The organism is Tabrizicola sp. (assembly GCF_030694085.1).
GTDB lineage: Bacteria > Pseudomonadota > Alphaproteobacteria > Rhodobacterales > Rhodobacteraceae > Tabrizicola.
The window spans coordinates 1-16,138 of sequence record NZ_JAUXZE010000008.1; the positions used below are offsets into that span (position 1 = coordinate 1).

Genomic DNA, 16,138 nt, shown 5'->3' on the forward strand with positions numbered 1-16,138 from the left:
CCGCCTTTGCATCGCGAGACATATGTGGACACCCCCTTCGTCAAGTCTTTCCTCAAAGCGCGTCGAATCCGGTTGGGTGCTTGCATATGTCCGGCCTCGTAGTGCGGCCGGTTGGCCGCGGGCCCTGATGATATCCGCGGATCATGGTCCCTATCAAATCATCGCGCTTTTGGGCGCTGTCTCGCGAACGGGTTTTCCTGATCCCCGGCAAAACCGGTAGTCATCACGCTTCTTGGGCAGACCCTCCGAACTGTTGCGACGCCAGTGCGTCGTATTCTATGCGGCTGCTTCTCCGTAGACGGTTTTCCGTGCCATCACGGCCCAGCAGATCCGTGCCATCTTGTTGGCCAGGGCCACCGTTGTCAGGCGTGCCGATTTCACCTGCAGGAGCTTTCGGACCCAGCTCATCAATGGCCCTTCGGCTGTGCGCCTCGAGAAGCCGACGACGGCTGTCGCCCCGATGACCAGCAAGGTTCTCAGATATCGGTTTCCGGCTTTTGTGATCCGTCCAAGTCGCTCTTTACCCCCAGAGGAGTTGGATCGGGGCGTCAGGCCGAGCCATGCGGCAAGATCTCGTCCCGATCTGAAGGCAGCAGGGTCCACTACACTGGCCGCCATTGCGGATGCGGTGATCACGCCGACGCCGGGGATCGTCGCCAGCCGTTGGCTGGCTTCGCTCGTGCGGTGCCATTCCAGGATTTTCCTCTCGAGCTCCTTTATCTCGGCATTCAAGGAGCCGATCTGTCGGGCAGAGGACAAAACGATGTCACGCACGAGCGGCGGCAAGTCGATCTCGTCTGCGCCGTGTGCAAGCACCCGCTCGACGAGATCGGCATGCCGTCTGATCCCCTTTGGCGCTACGACGCCCATCTCGGTGAGATGGCCTCGCAGGGCGTTCACAAGCATTGTTCTTTGTCGGACCAATAGGGCGCGGGTCTTGTGGACCATGAGAATGGCCTGCTGCGTTTCAGATTTGATCGGGACAAACCGCATTGTCGGCCTGGTCACCGCCTCGCAGATAGCTTCGGCGTCGACCATGTCGTTCTTCTGGCGCTTGACGTAGGGCTTCACGTAGGACGCGACCATCAACCGGACTTCGTGGCCCAGGGCAGAAAGCTCCCGCGCCCAATGGTGCGCGGAGGGGCACGCCTCTATGCCAACCAGGCACGGATCCAACCTCCCAAAGAACTCGAGCATCTGGGAGCGCCGCACCTTTCGGGCAATGACGACTTTTCCGTATGCATCGACAGCGTGGACCTGGAAAACGCTCTTCGCGAGATCGAGGCCAATGATCATTCCGGACATATCCAACCACTCCTTCTTCCCGGGGAACCGTTGAAACCAGATTCGACGGTTGGGGTGGGGGTGTCCACATCATCAAATCAGCCGCCCCCCGTCCTCCTCCACGTGCGTTCCGGCCCCAAAGAGGGGGTGAAGGGGCGTCCCCTTCCACGGCTTTCGCAGCCCATGAAGGCCGCGCGGGATGCCGCGCGGACGAGACAGGCCCGGAGGCAAGAAACCGATGACGATCCACACCCACGACGACGCCTATGAACCCGCCCACACCGCATCCCAGACCGCCCATGCGCTCGACGAGCTGCAGCTCTATGGCTACCGCCCCTTTGACGAGCCCGATCCGCGCCCGATGCCCGATGGGCAGCGCCTCGCGGTCGCCGTTGCCGACATCTTCGATGCCCTCGTCGCGACCCTGGAAGACACCCGCATGGAACCCGACCTCGAAGAGGTGCTCTGGGGCCAGGTCAACCTCTTCCACCGCGCCACGGCCCGGATCGAGCGGTCGCTTGACGAGAACGAGCAGGCGCAGCGCCGCCTGCAGCGCGAACAGGACGGCTCCGAGGTGAAATCCACCGAACTCGAGCGCCTCACGGCCGAAGGCCTGACCCTGATCGAACGGCGCAACTGTATGGACATGATGCGCGATCACGCCGCGACCGAGTTTGTCCATCACACGGGCTCTGCCTGGCGCCCCCGCACCGGCTCGATGGTGAACCGCCAGCACATGACCGCAGCGCTGATCGACAGCCGCGACTTCCTGGCCGCCAAGCGCCGCGCGGAGACCGAGGTGATGCTTCCGGCAGGCCCCAAGGTCGCCCTCACTGGCGGGACCGACTTCAACGATCACCGCCTGATCTGGGGTAAGCTCGATCAGGTCCGGACCAAGTATCCCGACATGGTCCTTCTGCACGGTGGTAGCCCCAAGGGCGCAGAGCTCATCGCCGCCAAATGGGCCGAGGCCCGTGGCGTGACGCAGGTGGCCTTCAAGCCTGACTGGACCAAGCACGCCAAATCCGCCCCCTTCAAGCGCAACGATGCGATGTTGGACGTGCTGCCGGTGGGCGTCCTCGTATTCCCGGGCAATGGCATCCAGGAGAACCTCGCCGACAAGGCCAAGAAGCTGGGCATCCCGGTTATGAAGTTCGAGAAGCGGGCGTGAGCCCCCTCAGTATCAGCTTACGGCCCTTTGCCGCCGGTCGGTCGTTTCGGATGCTGCATGACCGCACTCCACTAACCCGCCGCTCGACTAGCGCCGCAGCGAAATTCCGGCCATGAAGGTACGGCGTCGCTGCCGAACCTATGATGAGCAAAAGCTAGTGGTTTTAGATGCCTGACAATCTTCATCATTCACTTGAACTGATCCGATGCGCACTACTCGCTCTTAAGCCATCTGGGAAAGACGGCTTTGAGGGGGCACTGAGCCTTGCGCTTACGCGGCTCACCGGTATCCCATTTCGATTGGCAGCTAGTGGGTTTCAAGGCGGCATGGATGGTGATGGAGCGCTACCCACAGATGCCGTCTGCTTTGAGGCCAAACGCTATTCAGAGAGTCCTAAGCGTGAAACGGTGCTTACAAAGATCGCCGACTTGGCTCGTTCAAGGCCTGACGCGGATCGGCTTTGGGTGCTAGGCGTGACGGCCGAGGCCAATGCGCAGCTTTCATCGGAGGTAGCGCAGGACGGTGATCGCAATGCGATTTCCACCTTCGTGCTCGACTGGCTCTCTGCGCCCTTACCACCACTAGCCGTAGCAATCGTTGCTGCGGGCGACGAAGCTATAGATTTCTTGATCAATAACTTTGATCCCTCAGTTGGCCAGACAATTGTATCCCGAGAAGCCCTTGCCGACGCCTTCGCCTCTGTTTCGGCGCACCCCGATTTCATAGCAAGCTGCAAGAGACTCAAGGATAACCTGAACGTTTCGAAGTTGGCATTTACCAAAGCTGTCGAGCGAAATGCCCAATGGCGAAAGGAAGTCTTTGGCGCCGCAAGAAGGGCTAGGATCACATTGGGCCAAGCTATTGCTGTTGCGGAGGATCCGAACCTGCCAAGACTGCGACAGGACCTACGTCAAGACATCTTTGACAAGGTGAAGGCGGGCCAAGACGTCGTATTGCTCGGTGATGAGGGGCATGGAAAGTCTTGGCTTGCTGCCCAGATATGCTCCAGCACGCAGGGTATGGGCCTGTTCCTGAGCGCCGAGAGTTTTGACGGAATATCCACCGACAAACTCGAAGAATTTCTCATCGACATGCTCATCAAGCAGTCGGGCGACGCCTCGGATAGGCCGCTTAGAGACCGTTGGGGCCATCGATTGAAGGCATGGCGAGCTTCTCCGCCTCTGGCGCAACTTTTGGTCATTGTCGACGGTATCAATCAGAGAGAAAGCCTGCATTGGGGGCGTATCCTCAACGCGCTTCATTTCACGCTGCAAGAGATCGGGGCGCGCCTGATTATTACTGCGCGTCCGCAATTTTGGAATAAGGTTATTCTCCCAGGATTGAACCTCACGCCGACGGTCATTCAGGTTCCGGAATGGTCACCACAGGAGAGAGATATTCTGCTTGATTATCACGGTATACATCAGGACTGGCTTGATGATCCCACTCGTAAAACACTTTGCAATCCTAGGCTTCTCGGCGTTGCGATACAGACACTGCCGCGCCACGAGCCAAGCGCGTGGAAGGGGCTGACAACGGTTCGGCTGTTGATGGAGCACCTTCGATCCTCGCAGCGTGAGAACTTCGAAGCCGAGCCATTCGCCACGCTGACCCAGCGACTGAGCGAGCATGCCGCAACGGTGTTGGAACGGGTAGACGCTTCAAGAAATGCACCTCCGCAGCACTTTCAGGCTAACGCTAATGCCGTCATTGAAACACGCTTCTTTCGTTCTCTCGAAGGCCCGGGCGATCTCTACGAACTTCGGGAAGAAGGGCTTACGCTTGCTCTTGGGTTCGCTCTGGTGGATCAACTTTGGCGAGCGCGAAGAGAGGGACACAGCCTGCCTGAACGGGTGGTTCAACTGGTTGAGCCCATCAACGCCATCGACCGAACTGCGGATGTTGTATTCTCAGCTTTGCTCGTTTGCGCGCTAGATGAGACAACCCGCTTTCACAGGGACATTTTTGCGGCAATTCTTGACGCATTCGCCAATCTTCAGAACATAAGCGACCAGCGGTTCGAGGAATTTGTGGAGATTGTGAAGCATCAGCCTACGGTCTTTTTTGAGGTCATTGAAAAACTCTTCCTCGAACGAGGGCGGCGGATCAATCACGACTGGTTCTACCATGCGGCGTTCGAAGTCGCGAACAGCAACGTGGGCGAACCGGCAGCAGAAGACGCAATTCGTCGCTGGCTGCATTTCTACAACAAATCCCAAGAGACACAGACCAGGCGCTACCACCGACGTGACGAGGCCGAGTACGAGAAGAAACTGCATGAAAAGCGGGAAGAGATTGAGCAGGAACTGTCCTGCCTTTCTCCCTTCGAAAAGCAACTTCTGAATAAAATGACAGAAGTTCCCGAGGAGCCGGACACGCTAATCACGCTTGCGCTCGAGTTGCTGGCAGGGCGGTCTCTCGCCCCCTTCTCCGATTGCTTTGTGTCGTTGGGCTTGGCGCTTGCACTCGATACAGGACTGTACTCTGCTCGGAAAGCATTCCAGCAGTTGACAACTTTTAGCAGAGTAGAGAAATCGGCGACCAGACAGGCGTTTCACATAGCTCTGGAACCACTTCGGGCCAAGGATACCTCGCAAGGTGGCCAATGGACCGTTGTTCGTATGCTATACGCGACCGGTGACGAGGCTGATGCGGCAGAGGCACAGGGCATTGCGGACGTGTTGCGCAAGGACTGGCCTCGCTTCGGTCCACCGGACCCAGAAAAATGGCGACAGATCAAAGCCGCAGATCCGCTGGCTCAGCCTCCGACGGACTTGCAGTCAGGCCTTGAGGACTTCGCCGCACTCAACACGGAGGAAATGCTGCTAACCATGCATTCGGGGGCGCCGTATCATCACTACGAAGAGTTTCTTCCGATAGCATGTAGATTCGCGCCCGAAGTCGCCTTTGAGAAGGGGCGTGCGATCATGGCTGGAATGCTGACACGGGAAGGGTTCCCTCTCAGGCAAGTAATTGTAAATAGCGAGGAGCGCATCCCGCTGGTTCAAGCAGATTTAGCGCAGCAGTTCGTTAAGCGCATTGTTGAAACTAATGTCATTGAAACAATACCTGAGGCGGATGAACGAATTTGCCGATGGATTGCATTCTATACGGTCGCAGCTCAGCTGACGGCGGAGGACCAACTTGAGTGCTTGAAGGGCTCCGCGTTTGGGGACACCTACTCTTTGTCTGTCATTCCATCCCTGAAGCCGCAACCGACCGAGGCCATCGTTCGCGCCCTGAGTGAAGTTCTGGACGGGAACGACGAAGAGGCAGCATTCCGGATTCTATCGACGGCCCTGTATGGTGGCACAGATATATCTGTTGTTCTCGAAGAGAAAATTCTTGCGTGTTCCGTCCGGAAAAGCGCGATGCTGCGTGCCGTTTCCTTCGAGCTTGCCATTAAGAGAGATCTGGCGACCGTCAGAAGCGCACATGTGAAAAGCGCTTGGGAAGCACAGGGTGCCGAAGGTGGCACCTACGAAAGCTGGTACGGCTCGATCCTGTTGGTTGAAGCCTGCGCCTATGATGAGCTATCCATTGATGAACTGCTGAAGCGCATCGACCACAAGACATGGTTTGCAGCTGCCGCCCGTCTCGGTGAAAACTTCACCAAACCGATGGCTGATTGCTTCATTCATCATCTCGGCCGTGGCGTTAAAAGCGTGGCAGAGATTCCTGTTCCGCAAGCCGATCTGACAATTTCGATGACGGCTCCAGCGCCGTATCCGTTCCTTTCCGTAGAGGAAACAGACAGAAATGCGGAGCGTTTTCCAAAACAGAAGAGCCTGTCTGAGGTTCTCGGCGGAGACGACAAATTCGAAGAAACGCGTGATCGTTTGCATGAGATAGCGGACGAGTTTCTTGAAAGTCTTAAAGGATCTGATGCGAGACTGCTCCTGAACCGGATCAGAATTGAAGACCTCGAACGCCTTATTGCAACGGTTCCTTCCGTCATGCCGGATCTGGTCTCAATCATTGAACAGTCCGACAAGTCACAACTGATTTGGTTGAAAAACTTGGCCTTCGCTGTCGCAAAGATGATCTCCCGAGAGCAGCCGGACAAAGCTGCTTCGATCCTCCGGCGCGCGCTGGCTTCACAGGGATTTGTGACGCACGCCCTGGGAGATGATCTGACGCTAGAGCATGCGGCCATTTGGGGCTCTGCGCGCTCCGAAGCCCTTGAAATCCTATGGAGAGAACGACTTTTCGGCGCTGAAAACGATGAAGTCTTGGCGAGAGAGGTGTTGGCAGCTGAACGCTTTGGACCTAATGGCTTTATCCGTGACTTGGTCTTCAAACTAGCGGAAAGCACGGACAGCTTGGATCATGCCTACGCGGTCACGATCGCTGGCTTCTCAGATCAAAGAATTGAAGTTACTGAATTAGTTCAGCGGTATGTCAACAACATTGGCCTGTCTGGCGACGCGGCTAAGGTCGCGCAGGTATCCCATCTGGATGCTGAGTGGGCTGAGAAATGGGTTGGGGAGATGTGGGACGCCAAAACCGCTGAGGAATTCTGGCGGTGCCTGACAATCGCAAAGACCTGCATGGACGCGCGGGTGTCAAACGGAACCAAAGCCGGAACTCTATGGACGCAATATGCGCCTGTATTCCAACGAGCCCGGAAGGCCGCCATGAAAGACCGAAGCAAAGAGAGAGCAAAACGGTTGATTGGGCGGGACGTACCTGACGCGGTGTTCATCTCGGCGTAAACGCGTGATCGGCAAGTGCAATGCCGGGAAACCGAAGCCGCCAAGGAGGTCAAATGCGGTAGCATGACTCGCGACGCGCTGTCTTACAGCCGTGCCCCGGTGCCGGGTGAACATCGGGGAAGAGCATCGCAACGTCGATCGCGCAAGGCGCGCCTTCCAATGTCCAAACGTCTGGTTGCTGCGCTCGGCTGCCGGCGGGGCCTCACGCCTCTACCGGCGGCTTTTCGCCCCCCATGTCGACCGATGCTTCCGACCTCTTTTCCGCCGCGATGATCGAAGCCCTGCGCGCGGCGCGCCCTTCGGCAGAGCCCTTGCGTGCAGATGACCCGTCACGGCTCGAACGCCTTTCGAGGCGGATTCCCTCGCTGATGCTTGGCCGCGGCGCGGTCCCTAGCCCGGCGCGACCGGCCCGGCAGGACAGGGTCGCCCCGGACTGACGCCGGTCATGCCGGGGCGGACTGCTGCAACCATGAGATGGCCCTTCGAGAGCGCGGGCCGTGGTCTCTGTTCGTACCTCGAGAGACGCATTGCGCGGCGACATCGACGTGTTCGGCCCTGAGCGGTCATTCACGATGCAACAGAGTGCTGCAACGCAGCGTTATCGAGAAAGGACGTGGGGCATTCGGCATTTTTGCGGGTTTGATGCCAAGCAGACCACGCGGCACGTTCGCTATAGACGATTGCCAACTCGTCCTGTGTCATCCTCGCAAGTTCGTCGAAATCTCCTGCCCCGGCCATGAATTCCAGAAGTCGTTCTTTGTTCGTGTCTTTGTAAGATCGGTAAAAGAACTCGGCCAACTGCAACCAGTTTATTGGTTCCGAGCGCTTTTCCTCGAGTCTCCCGAAGAACGTTTCTGGATGTCGCCGCCATGCGGCCCATTCCCGCTCTGTTAGTTCATGCGAGACCATGACGCGCCGACCGTCTTGCAGGCAATACACGCCTTGAGCTTTTCCCCAAGCTTCCACGACGATGGCCTGTTCCAAGACGCCGGGAACCAGCTCACCCCCTTCATCTGGAATCAAATACTCGTGCCCAATTCGCAGCCTTGGGTGCTCATCGTCTTCACCAAACGCGAATTCTGGAATCTCCCCGTCAAACGTGATTGGGATATGGCTGTGCTCTTTCAGTGAATCGAATAAAACAAGGATTTCTTTGTGGCGCCCAAGATTTTCTAGGTAATCCTTGAAACGGCTGACCTGAGCGCCAGGGCCAAAATCGGCGATGCGGTAACCGTCTGCAACTGCCTGCAAACCGATGTCTGCCGCTTCCAGATTATTGTGGTAGGCATGATTTGTCACCACGACATAGGCCGGGGGATAATGCTTCCCATCGCTATCAAGGTAATCCTCTGCTTCTTTTATTTGATCAAGGGCGGACTCGACCCACGTTCCCGAATAGTCTTCTCCGACGACATCAGGAATGTTGACCTCGATAAAGACAATTCTCTCATGGTCCGCACGCTTGCGAAGCGCCTTCGCCAGCTTTTGCCCGACACGCAGACGCTTGGCGTCATCGATCGGCCCGTCCATGCCGATAGTTCTATTACGAGCCTTCACCTCAACTGCAAACTGACGCCCGGTTTGTGGATGCGTTGCAATGAATTCCACATGGCTGTCGCTTCCATCCTTTTCGTTCTCGTACTCAATCTCAAACCCAGCCTTGAGTACTGCCGCCGAGGCATACGTTTCAAAGAGCTTTCCGATGAAGTCGTCGGTCCTTGCGCTCTTGAGGCGATGGACAAAGCTTTGAAGGATCGCTTCGGCCTTCCCCGGATCCGAATGATGCGCAATGAGATACAAGTTATACGCAAGGTTCAGGAACGCCCGTTGCGCCCCGGTCATGGGGCCAGAAAACAATCCATCCTTCTCTACGGCCATCTTTCGTGCATCGCCCATAGCCTGATCAAACCAACGCACGATTTGATGACGATTTATAGGTGGCTTTGTTCGTTGCTTTTCAATCCAGTCTCTCCCGAGTAACATGAAGATATACTCACGTAGGAAGTCGTGAAAGGTCTTCCAGTTGGGCGAGTAGTAGACCCGGTTCCCCACGGCAACGATGCGTTGTCCCTGAAACTCGGTTGAGATAATTGGTTTTCCGAGCCCTTGTTGCTTTTGGCGTTGGGCATTCTCGGCCTCAAGCTCCTTCAGTTTCGCTTCGAAGGCATCATTGGCACCGGGATGAAACGCATTGCCAGCGAGTCGCCCGTGGCAGTGCTTGTACTTCTTGCCGCTGCCGCATGGGCAGGGATGGTTGCGCCCGATTTTTGCCAACGTGAAAGCCCTGGTTGTGTGTCCTTTAGGTCCGTTTGAATACTACCGAGCGACATTATACGCCCGGCATGAACATCGTGGGAACGACTTTCCTGAGGGCAAGTGTGCTCGTATGTCCGCCGTCACTGGCCTGGGGACTCCCAACTTCATTTCGTAGCGGTGAGTTTCTGGCTCAACCCTGGCCAATGCCTGCTTCGATGCTACTCCCGTATCACAGGTGCATTTGCAGCGAAATCCCGCTCCCGCCCATCGCGTCGATGGAGATGACATAATCAAAATTCCACGACCTAGGTTTGTGTACGCAAAGTTGAAGCGTCGCACCCGCCCGGACGGACTCGGCGCACCTCGGTCATCCGCCGAAGGCTTTCCTTGTCTCGCCTTCCTTCATCCAGTCCTGCCCACCGAAGGCAACAAGTGCGACGAAGACACAGTCCTGGGCCAGATCTGCGCGGAACACGACGGCAAGACGATGGCCGCGGCCGCCATGGCGGACCAGCCATCCGTCCAGCGGTGGCGCCAAGCGAACGCCGGACATCGGGTTGGCAGAGATGTCGGCGACAAGGTCGTCGACCTCGTCAAGGCGCCTCCCGGCAGCCTCGAAGTCCCCACCGGTGACTTCGACGATGTGATCAACCAAAGCAGCAATGTCCTGGTCGACCAAAGGATGTCTAGTGATGCGCATCAGGCGGCGGTGCCACCGCCGACCTTGGCGCGTCGGGCAAGGTGGACGCGCGCGCCGGATGTGATGGACTCGCCCGTTCGGACAGGTTCCCACGCATCAAGGGGAAGAGCGAGGCGCCGCTGGACTTCGGCTTCGAAGACAAGACGTTCCCTCTCCCGCGTTGCCCGCGCGCGTGCCATCTCACCAGAGACCGCTGCGCTGATGTTCGGATACTCGCCGCTCTCGACCAGCTCTCGGGCGAAGTTGAAAGCTGCATCCGTGAAGCTGACACTCTGTTTGTGTACGCCCATCATATTCTCCAATGGTAGTCCATTGGAGCACCATAGCCCTTCTACGGCATGTTTTCAACGATCGGAAGAGGATGATGGTCTGGAGGCCATGGATGAGTGATAGCCGCTGAATCTATAGCTCAGGAAGGACGACTGGCGACGACCCTGGCTGGACGAGTTGCGCAGCGCCGAGGGTTGCCGCGCTTCTTCGCAGATCAAAGCGCCGCGCGCTTTCCTTTCGCTTCGCTTCTGGTCCGGTCAGCCCGTACAAGATTGTGCTGAGATAGAGCGATGATTGTGCTTAACTTTCCGTCGTCCCTCCTCAAGGCGAGTTCAGCCAGTTCTCGACCTGAAGGCCCCTCACGCGAGAAAACTCGCCCGTGTTGGCCGTGACCAGAACAGCCCCGAGGGAATTGGCATGTGCCGCGATCAGAAGGTCATTCGGACCGATGGGTTTGCCTTCCGCTTCAAGCTCGGCCCGGATCCCACCATATTCTGCATCGGCCGGGACATCGAAGGCCAAGACCTGGATACTGCCCAGAATTGCCTCGACATTGGCAAGCAGCTTGGCTGACCCCTTCCGCGCGCAGCCGTAGCGAAGCTCTGCGGCGGTGATGATGCTGACGCAGACGGCCTCGGCCCCGACCTTGACGATGTGCCGTGTGACCGGGCCATGCGGGTTGCGCACCAGATCTGACACGATGTTCGTGTCCAGCATGTAAAGTCGGCTCAAAGGTCGACCTCGCGCGGGGGCAAGAATGTGTCGTCGACGTCGGGAAACTGGTCATCTGGCCCAAGTGGTTCCAGATCTGCCAAGACTGCCAGCAGGCCCCGCCGCCTTACCGGCTCCAGGATCAGGCGGTCCCCGTCCCGGTGGATCATCACGCGATCGCCGGGCATTTCGAAGTCGGCCGGAATGCGCACGGCCTGGCTCTTGTTGTTGCGGAAAAGCTTGGCTTCCCGGCCCGGCAAGTGGTCATGGATCTGAGCTTGCGGCATGGTGACCCCTCATTGCATATGCATGGACATATACATGTGCGTGACTGCGATTTCAAGCAGGCGCTTCGCAAACACACGTTTCTTGCAACCTGTTTCCGCACCCAATTACACCTGATTAGCAGCGGGACCACGGCTTGGAGATATGCTATGAGCGATAGGCGCTAAGCTTATAGCTCATGAGAGACGACTACCGACGACTCTGGTCGGGCGAGTTGTGCAACACCGAGGCCTACCGCGCTTCTTCGCCGATCGAAGCACCTAGCGTTGCCCTTTCGTTTCGCTTCTGGTCCAGTCCGGCGCACGAAGTTGAGTGAGGCGGCAGCAAGATGAAGACCCCAGATGGCGACCTCGACCGTTGGCCGGACCCGGCCGACGCAAACACACGCCGCAGCGTTCTCGCCCAGGACCTTGTAGTCGAGGGTGATGCAACCTCCAGCGGTCCAGTCGACGTGCACGGCAAGATCATTGGCTCGATGCGCGCGCCCGATACCGTCATTGGCGGTTCCGGTCGAGTTGAAGGCTCCGCTGTCGCAAACGACCTCTCCGTGCTTGGAGCGGTTTCCAGGATGATCTCGGCGCGAAACGTTCGACTCGCGCCAAGCGCCGTTGTGCATGCCGACATCAGCCATGAACGGATTGCAGTTGAGGCTGGTGCCGAGCTGGAAGGCAGTCTGCAAAGCAGAGCCTGAGAAATTTCAGCGTGGTAGGTCAGACATGCGCATCCGGAATACCGTGACGTAGCCGCGCCGGACCTTTTGACGCAGTGTTCGGTCCGCGGCTGTTTCCGCCTCCACAGGCGTCGCGCAGGTCTGGACGCTTGTCCGACCGTGCGTCCCGATGCGGCCCCAGCTTCGAAGCACGGAGACTTCACCAAAGAGCGTCCGTGCGATGTCAATGTGATAGAACCGAGCCATGTTTGCCTCGGCATTGACGTGGTAAAGAAGGATGGACTGCATGGGACCTCCCGCAGGAAGCATCACCTCCTGGCGGAACCAAGTCCAATCAGGTTTCTGAATCTATCGGTAGGACTCGATTCCAAACCTTGATGAGCTTCTCGGCGTCAATGCTGGACCAGACTCTTCGAGCGTGACTGATCCATGATGCAAGCCGGTCCCCTAACCTGCTGCACGGTTAGGTGTTAACCTGGTGCTAGGGTCGGTGCCTACATGCCCGTTCTGCATTTCTGCCATTGGTCCGGAGCGCACGTTCTTCACGCGTGGTCCAAACCAAGCCGGCTGTCGGTCCCCGTTGTTCCACTCGTACATGTAGCCGACGGTTTCGTTCGTCTCTGCGCAAATCAGACGTGCTATCGGTCGCGCACAAAGGCGCGGCTCTTTCTTCATGATGCTTTCCGTTGTGATATTGGTCGCAGGGTGTTCCCCTGCCCTGCCCGTTTGGCGACGATGTCCGACGGTTGGACGGTTCAGCCGCTTCCCTGCGGCATGAGACCGCACCAGAGCCGGTCGAAATGCTCGGTGGATCCTTCAGGTACCTGTCTCGCGATCAGGCGAGCGGCATGTGCGGTCGCCCGGTGACCACCTATCCATAGGATGCATTGTCCCGCCTTCAGGAGGCGTGCGTAGTCCTGGTCTTTGGCGAGCTCACCATCGCCTTGCGCAAGTCCAGTTGCGAGCAAGCGTTCGTAGGAAATCGCCGCATTCTCCCAGGCAACCAGGAACGTCGCCACCAAGTCTGACGCTGAAGATCCGGCAGTGTCGGTCGTCGGGTGCCGCATGTTTCGGTGATGGATCACGTCTGTTCCCTTCGCGTTGGATTGGCACTGGAGCTGCAGCCATCAGATACTCGGCTTTGCTTGGCCGGGGGTGTGGCATGCACGCTTAGGTTGTTCCAGCCGGTTACCAAATCTGGTAAGGCCCTCCCAACCGCGTCTCGCCCGCGCTATGGAACCGCAGGAGGCGTCATGCTGCACAAGATACTGCCGGATATCGAAAAACTCGAAACTCGTTTACGGACGATCGTACCTGCTGGCTATATGCTGGCCCTGAATATCCGGCATCTGACACCAGAGTTTTTTAAGTCGACCTACCCCTCGGACTGGGTCACGATCTACACCGAGCGACGCTACGTTCTTTTCGATCCCATTGTCGCTTGGGCCCGTTTCTCTATCGGTACCACACGCTGGAGTGAGATCCCGACAGGATTTTCGCGAGCTGCCGGTTTGCACATTCTGGACCATGCCAGCCAATTCGGATTGAACTATGGTGGCGTAGTCTCGTCGAGAGGACCTGCTGGCAGTCACTGCCTTTGTGTCCTTTCTGGTGCGCGTGAGGATCGCGATCTGCGAGCTTCGGAACTGATAAGCATGACAGCTATTCTCGAGGAAATAGCCGATGCCGTCGGCGAACACGCGGGCCTAACGGAGGTCGAACTGGAGGCATTGCGTGATCTGGCGGCCGGGCTGACGCATAACGAGATCGCCGATCAGCGCGGTGTCAGCCCCGCGACAATCAAGAAGCGTCTGGAACGCGCGCGCGAAGTTCTAGGCGCACGCAATGCGGTGCATGCCGTTGCTATCGCCACCCGTCGCGGCCTGATATTCGCCGACCCGACATTCTGAACGTCCGACGGAGCGCCGGAGCCCCCTGCCCCTCGTCGTACAACGCTAGACAGCAACGCTGCCAGAGCCTGAGGTTCAGAAAGCTACACTCACCCTTCAGGGTGTCTATCCTCGATCTCGTCCAGGATTGAGTCGATCTCTGCCCATACTCGGGGCTCCAGCTGGCCGCGGATCAGGGTCCACTTGCTCAGGACGTCGAGGGGATCATGGGCGCGCAGGAGGGCGTTCATAGCGCCAGCGTGGACAGCTAGCGAGGTTCGTGCGCGCCATTCGGTGATCCGCGTGCGCTGCTCTTCTGAAGGGGCGATAAAGTCTGGACCGAGTTGCCAATTCTTGACCGCGCGGCGCAGAGCGGCGCGGATTACATGAGCAGGATCGACGCCGCAATCGATCAGGGCTTCCTCTTGCCGTTCCAGTGCATTCACCCGGATGTCGATCTTGCGTGTCGCCGGAATGCGTCGTGTTCGAGTTGGCGATGCCAGTGTCGGTGGCGCAGCGCGTCCGGCCGTCTCCTGACTGGGCCGTAGTGTGACCGGAGGCGGCGTGCTTGGCGGCGGGGCAATGTGATCGTCCACGACGACGGGCTGCGCGCTTGCGGGCTCTGGCGTTGCCTCAGCCCGCTGTACCTCCTCCCTTCCCGGGTCTGCTTCCACCTCTGGACGCAGGGATGCGGCATAAGCCGGGTCGGTCCGTGTGATCGTCGGAATCTTCTTTCTCACCGCCCTGCCCTCACGCGGCCAGGATGTTGTTGAGGATGTCGGTCGCCTCTTCCAGAGCCTCGACCACATGGCGCACATGGGGGCGCATGAGGGGGTTCGGATCGGCCTGCTTTTGCAACGCCACAGCGTGCAGGAGGCCCTTCTCGTCCATCTCCTTGTAGACGTTCCGCCGCATCATCACGGTCTCGACCACCGGAAACCGCGCGATTGCCGTTTCGATGAGGGCGGCATCGGCGCGTGTGGTCTTGGGGTCGACCATGTTCAGAACGACATGGTGACGGGGTAGACTGGCAGGATCATCGACGCGGGCGCGGAGCTTTTCGAACCACTCGGCCGTTTGAGCGCCAACATCGAGATCAGAGGTCGACAGCATGACGGGGGTCACGATGTGATCTGCCAGAACGGCGATCCCGTCTGACCACTCGGCCCCGACGCCCGCTGTGTCGATGAAGATGAAATCCGCCGAGTCCGCCGCATAGACCTGCTCGATCCGACGATCCACGGCCCCCACGCTCTCGACGGTTGCCGAGCGCAGGAGCGGTGATCCCAGACCCGCGGCTTCAGCCCGCTTGTGCCAGGCGCCGAGCACGCCTGTGCTGTCGGTATCGATCAGAAGGACCCGGCGGCCGGCGGCAACCGCAGCACTGATCAGTGCCCGCGAGAGCGTGGTCTTGCCACTCCCCCCTTTCCGGGCCATCGCGGCGATCACCACGAGATTGTCGTTCGGCATGGGGACGGACCTCTCGCAAAAGTGGTTATATGCAGCAAAGATGTAAGATCGTCGCTAACCTCCGCGTGCGACGGCGTCAAGCAGAAGGCGGGATGCGTGGTCCCCGAGGCGGGATGCGGGGCGCACGGTGCTTCGCACATCTGGCGGAAAGCACCGTACGTGCGACAGAGGGCGTCCTCCAGTCCGCGCGACGCAGCCTGCAGATGCCGTGCGACACTCGACATCGGCCATAGTTCCGGATGCACGAAACAAAATGCATCCCGCGCGGGACGTGACGCATCCTGCGCTATGCGCGATACGGGCCACACATGCCATCTGACGCTGGGCAGAAGACGTGCTGCTGGGCGCGCAAAACGCGGTCCAAAGGACGCGATGCGCAGTGCAGAGAACGCGGAACGCGTTGCATTGAGCGCGATGCGCGCTGCATTTGCCAAAGGACGTCAAATCGGCCTGCCAGGCCGATTTTCTACATTGAGTACAAGCCCTTGGTTCCTTCTCCGCTTGTGCTGGGAGAAGGCGGGCTTGTACGAAGTTGGCAAGAAATAGGAACGTATACTTCACATGGGCAGCAGTCGCAGACTGACCGATCAGGAGCGCCGTCAGATCGTCCGGGAACGGGCGAAAGGCGTCTCGGTTGGTGCGATCAGCGCGGCGCTGAAGGTTTCGCCCAAGACCGTCTACAACGTCATCGGCCGGGGCCGTTCCGCTGTCTCCGCC

At 58.6% G+C, this 16,138-nt stretch carries 14 protein-coding genes; 5 read left to right on the forward strand and 9 right to left on the reverse strand.

The features are described 5' to 3' along the window. Positions 1–276: 276 nt before the first annotated feature. Positions 277–1,305 carry an IS110 family transposase gene (locus Q8M85_RS01045; RefSeq protein WP_305539196.1) on the reverse strand — a complete coding sequence of 343 codons (1,029 nt, stop codon included), beginning with the start codon at positions 1,303–1,305 and terminating at the stop codon, positions 277–279. A gap of 217 nt (positions 1,306–1,522) precedes the next feature. Between Q8M85_RS01045 and Q8M85_RS01050 the strand changes: the two genes are divergently transcribed. Both Q8M85_RS01050 and Q8M85_RS01055 read left to right on the forward strand, forming a co-directional pair. Beyond that, positions 1,523–2,455, forward strand: coding sequence for a DUF2493 domain-containing protein (locus Q8M85_RS01050; RefSeq protein WP_305539198.1), 933 nt, complete (start codon positions 1,523–1,525; stop codon positions 2,453–2,455). Positions 2,456–2,622: 167 nt separating this feature from the next. Beyond that, entirely contained in the window at positions 2,623–7,170 is a 4,548-nt protein-coding gene (locus Q8M85_RS01055; RefSeq protein WP_305539200.1) for a hypothetical protein, read from the forward strand. A gap of 567 nt (positions 7,171–7,737) precedes the next feature. Here Q8M85_RS01055 and Q8M85_RS01060 read toward each other — a convergent pair. The 5 genes from Q8M85_RS01060 to Q8M85_RS01080 all read right to left on the reverse strand — a co-directional run bounded on the left by Q8M85_RS01060 (position 7,738) and on the right by Q8M85_RS01080 (position 11,394). Further along, positions 7,738–9,444: an SEC-C metal-binding domain-containing protein gene (locus tag Q8M85_RS01060; protein WP_305539202.1), complete on the reverse strand. Its 1,707-nt coding sequence runs from the start codon at positions 9,442–9,444 to the stop codon at positions 7,738–7,740. A 349-nt stretch (positions 9,445–9,793) separates the two neighbouring features. Continuing rightward, complete coding sequence (locus Q8M85_RS01065; RefSeq protein WP_305539204.1) at positions 9,794–10,081, reverse strand: type II toxin-antitoxin system RelE/ParE family toxin; 288 nt, start codon at positions 10,079–10,081, stop codon at positions 9,794–9,796. 44 nt (positions 10,082–10,125) lie between these two features. After that, a complete protein-coding gene (locus tag Q8M85_RS01070; RefSeq protein WP_305539206.1) occupies positions 10,126–10,416 on the reverse strand; it encodes a hypothetical protein in 291 nt (96 codons plus the stop codon). Between the two features lie 301 nt (positions 10,417–10,717). Further along, the gene (locus Q8M85_RS01075) at positions 10,718–11,128 is read right to left on the reverse strand and encodes a type II toxin-antitoxin system VapC family toxin (protein WP_305539207.1); all 411 of its coding nucleotides are present in this window, start codon (positions 11,126–11,128) and stop codon (positions 10,718–10,720) included. Next, complete coding sequence (locus Q8M85_RS01080) at positions 11,125–11,394, reverse strand: antitoxin (protein ID WP_305539208.1); 270 nt, start codon at positions 11,392–11,394, stop codon at positions 11,125–11,127. Before Q8M85_RS01080 ends, Q8M85_RS01075 begins: the two co-directional genes overlap by 4 nt. A 326-nt stretch (positions 11,395–11,720) precedes the next feature. On the opposite strand from Q8M85_RS01080, the gene Q8M85_RS01085 reads away from it, so the two are divergent. Further along, positions 11,721–12,083 carry a polymer-forming cytoskeletal protein gene (locus Q8M85_RS01085; protein WP_305539209.1) on the forward strand — a complete coding sequence of 121 codons (363 nt, stop codon included), beginning with the start codon at positions 11,721–11,723 and terminating at the stop codon, positions 12,081–12,083. Positions 12,084–12,089: 6 nt separating this feature from the next. On the opposite strand, the gene Q8M85_RS01090 is transcribed toward Q8M85_RS01085, so the two are convergent. Next, on the reverse strand, positions 12,090–12,350 hold the full coding sequence (locus Q8M85_RS01090; RefSeq protein ID WP_305539211.1) for a WGR domain-containing protein: 261 nt from the start codon (positions 12,348–12,350) through the stop codon (positions 12,090–12,092). 965 nt (positions 12,351–13,315) lie between these two features. On the opposite strand from Q8M85_RS01090, the gene Q8M85_RS01095 reads away from it, so the two are divergent. Continuing rightward, complete coding sequence (locus Q8M85_RS01095) at positions 13,316–13,972, forward strand: LuxR family transcriptional regulator (protein WP_305539212.1); 657 nt, start codon at positions 13,316–13,318, stop codon at positions 13,970–13,972. A gap of 89 nt (positions 13,973–14,061) precedes the next feature. Here Q8M85_RS01095 and Q8M85_RS01100 read toward each other — a convergent pair whose 3' ends face one another. Together Q8M85_RS01100 and Q8M85_RS01105 are read right to left on the reverse strand one after the other, a co-directional pair. Continuing rightward, positions 14,062–14,691 (reverse strand): hypothetical protein, encoded by a 630-nt coding sequence (locus Q8M85_RS01100; protein WP_305539213.1) that lies wholly within the window; start codon positions 14,689–14,691, stop codon positions 14,062–14,064. 10 nt (positions 14,692–14,701) lie between these two features. Continuing rightward, positions 14,702–15,421, reverse strand: a complete 720-nt coding sequence (locus Q8M85_RS01105; RefSeq protein WP_305539215.1) for a ParA family protein — start codon at positions 15,419–15,421, stop codon at positions 14,702–14,704. Between the two features lie 561 nt (positions 15,422–15,982). On the opposite strand from Q8M85_RS01105, the gene Q8M85_RS23335 reads away from it, so the two are divergent. Continuing rightward, positions 15,983–16,138: helix-turn-helix domain-containing protein (locus Q8M85_RS23335; protein WP_371135165.1), on the forward strand; the 156-nt coding region annotated here is incomplete at its 3' end.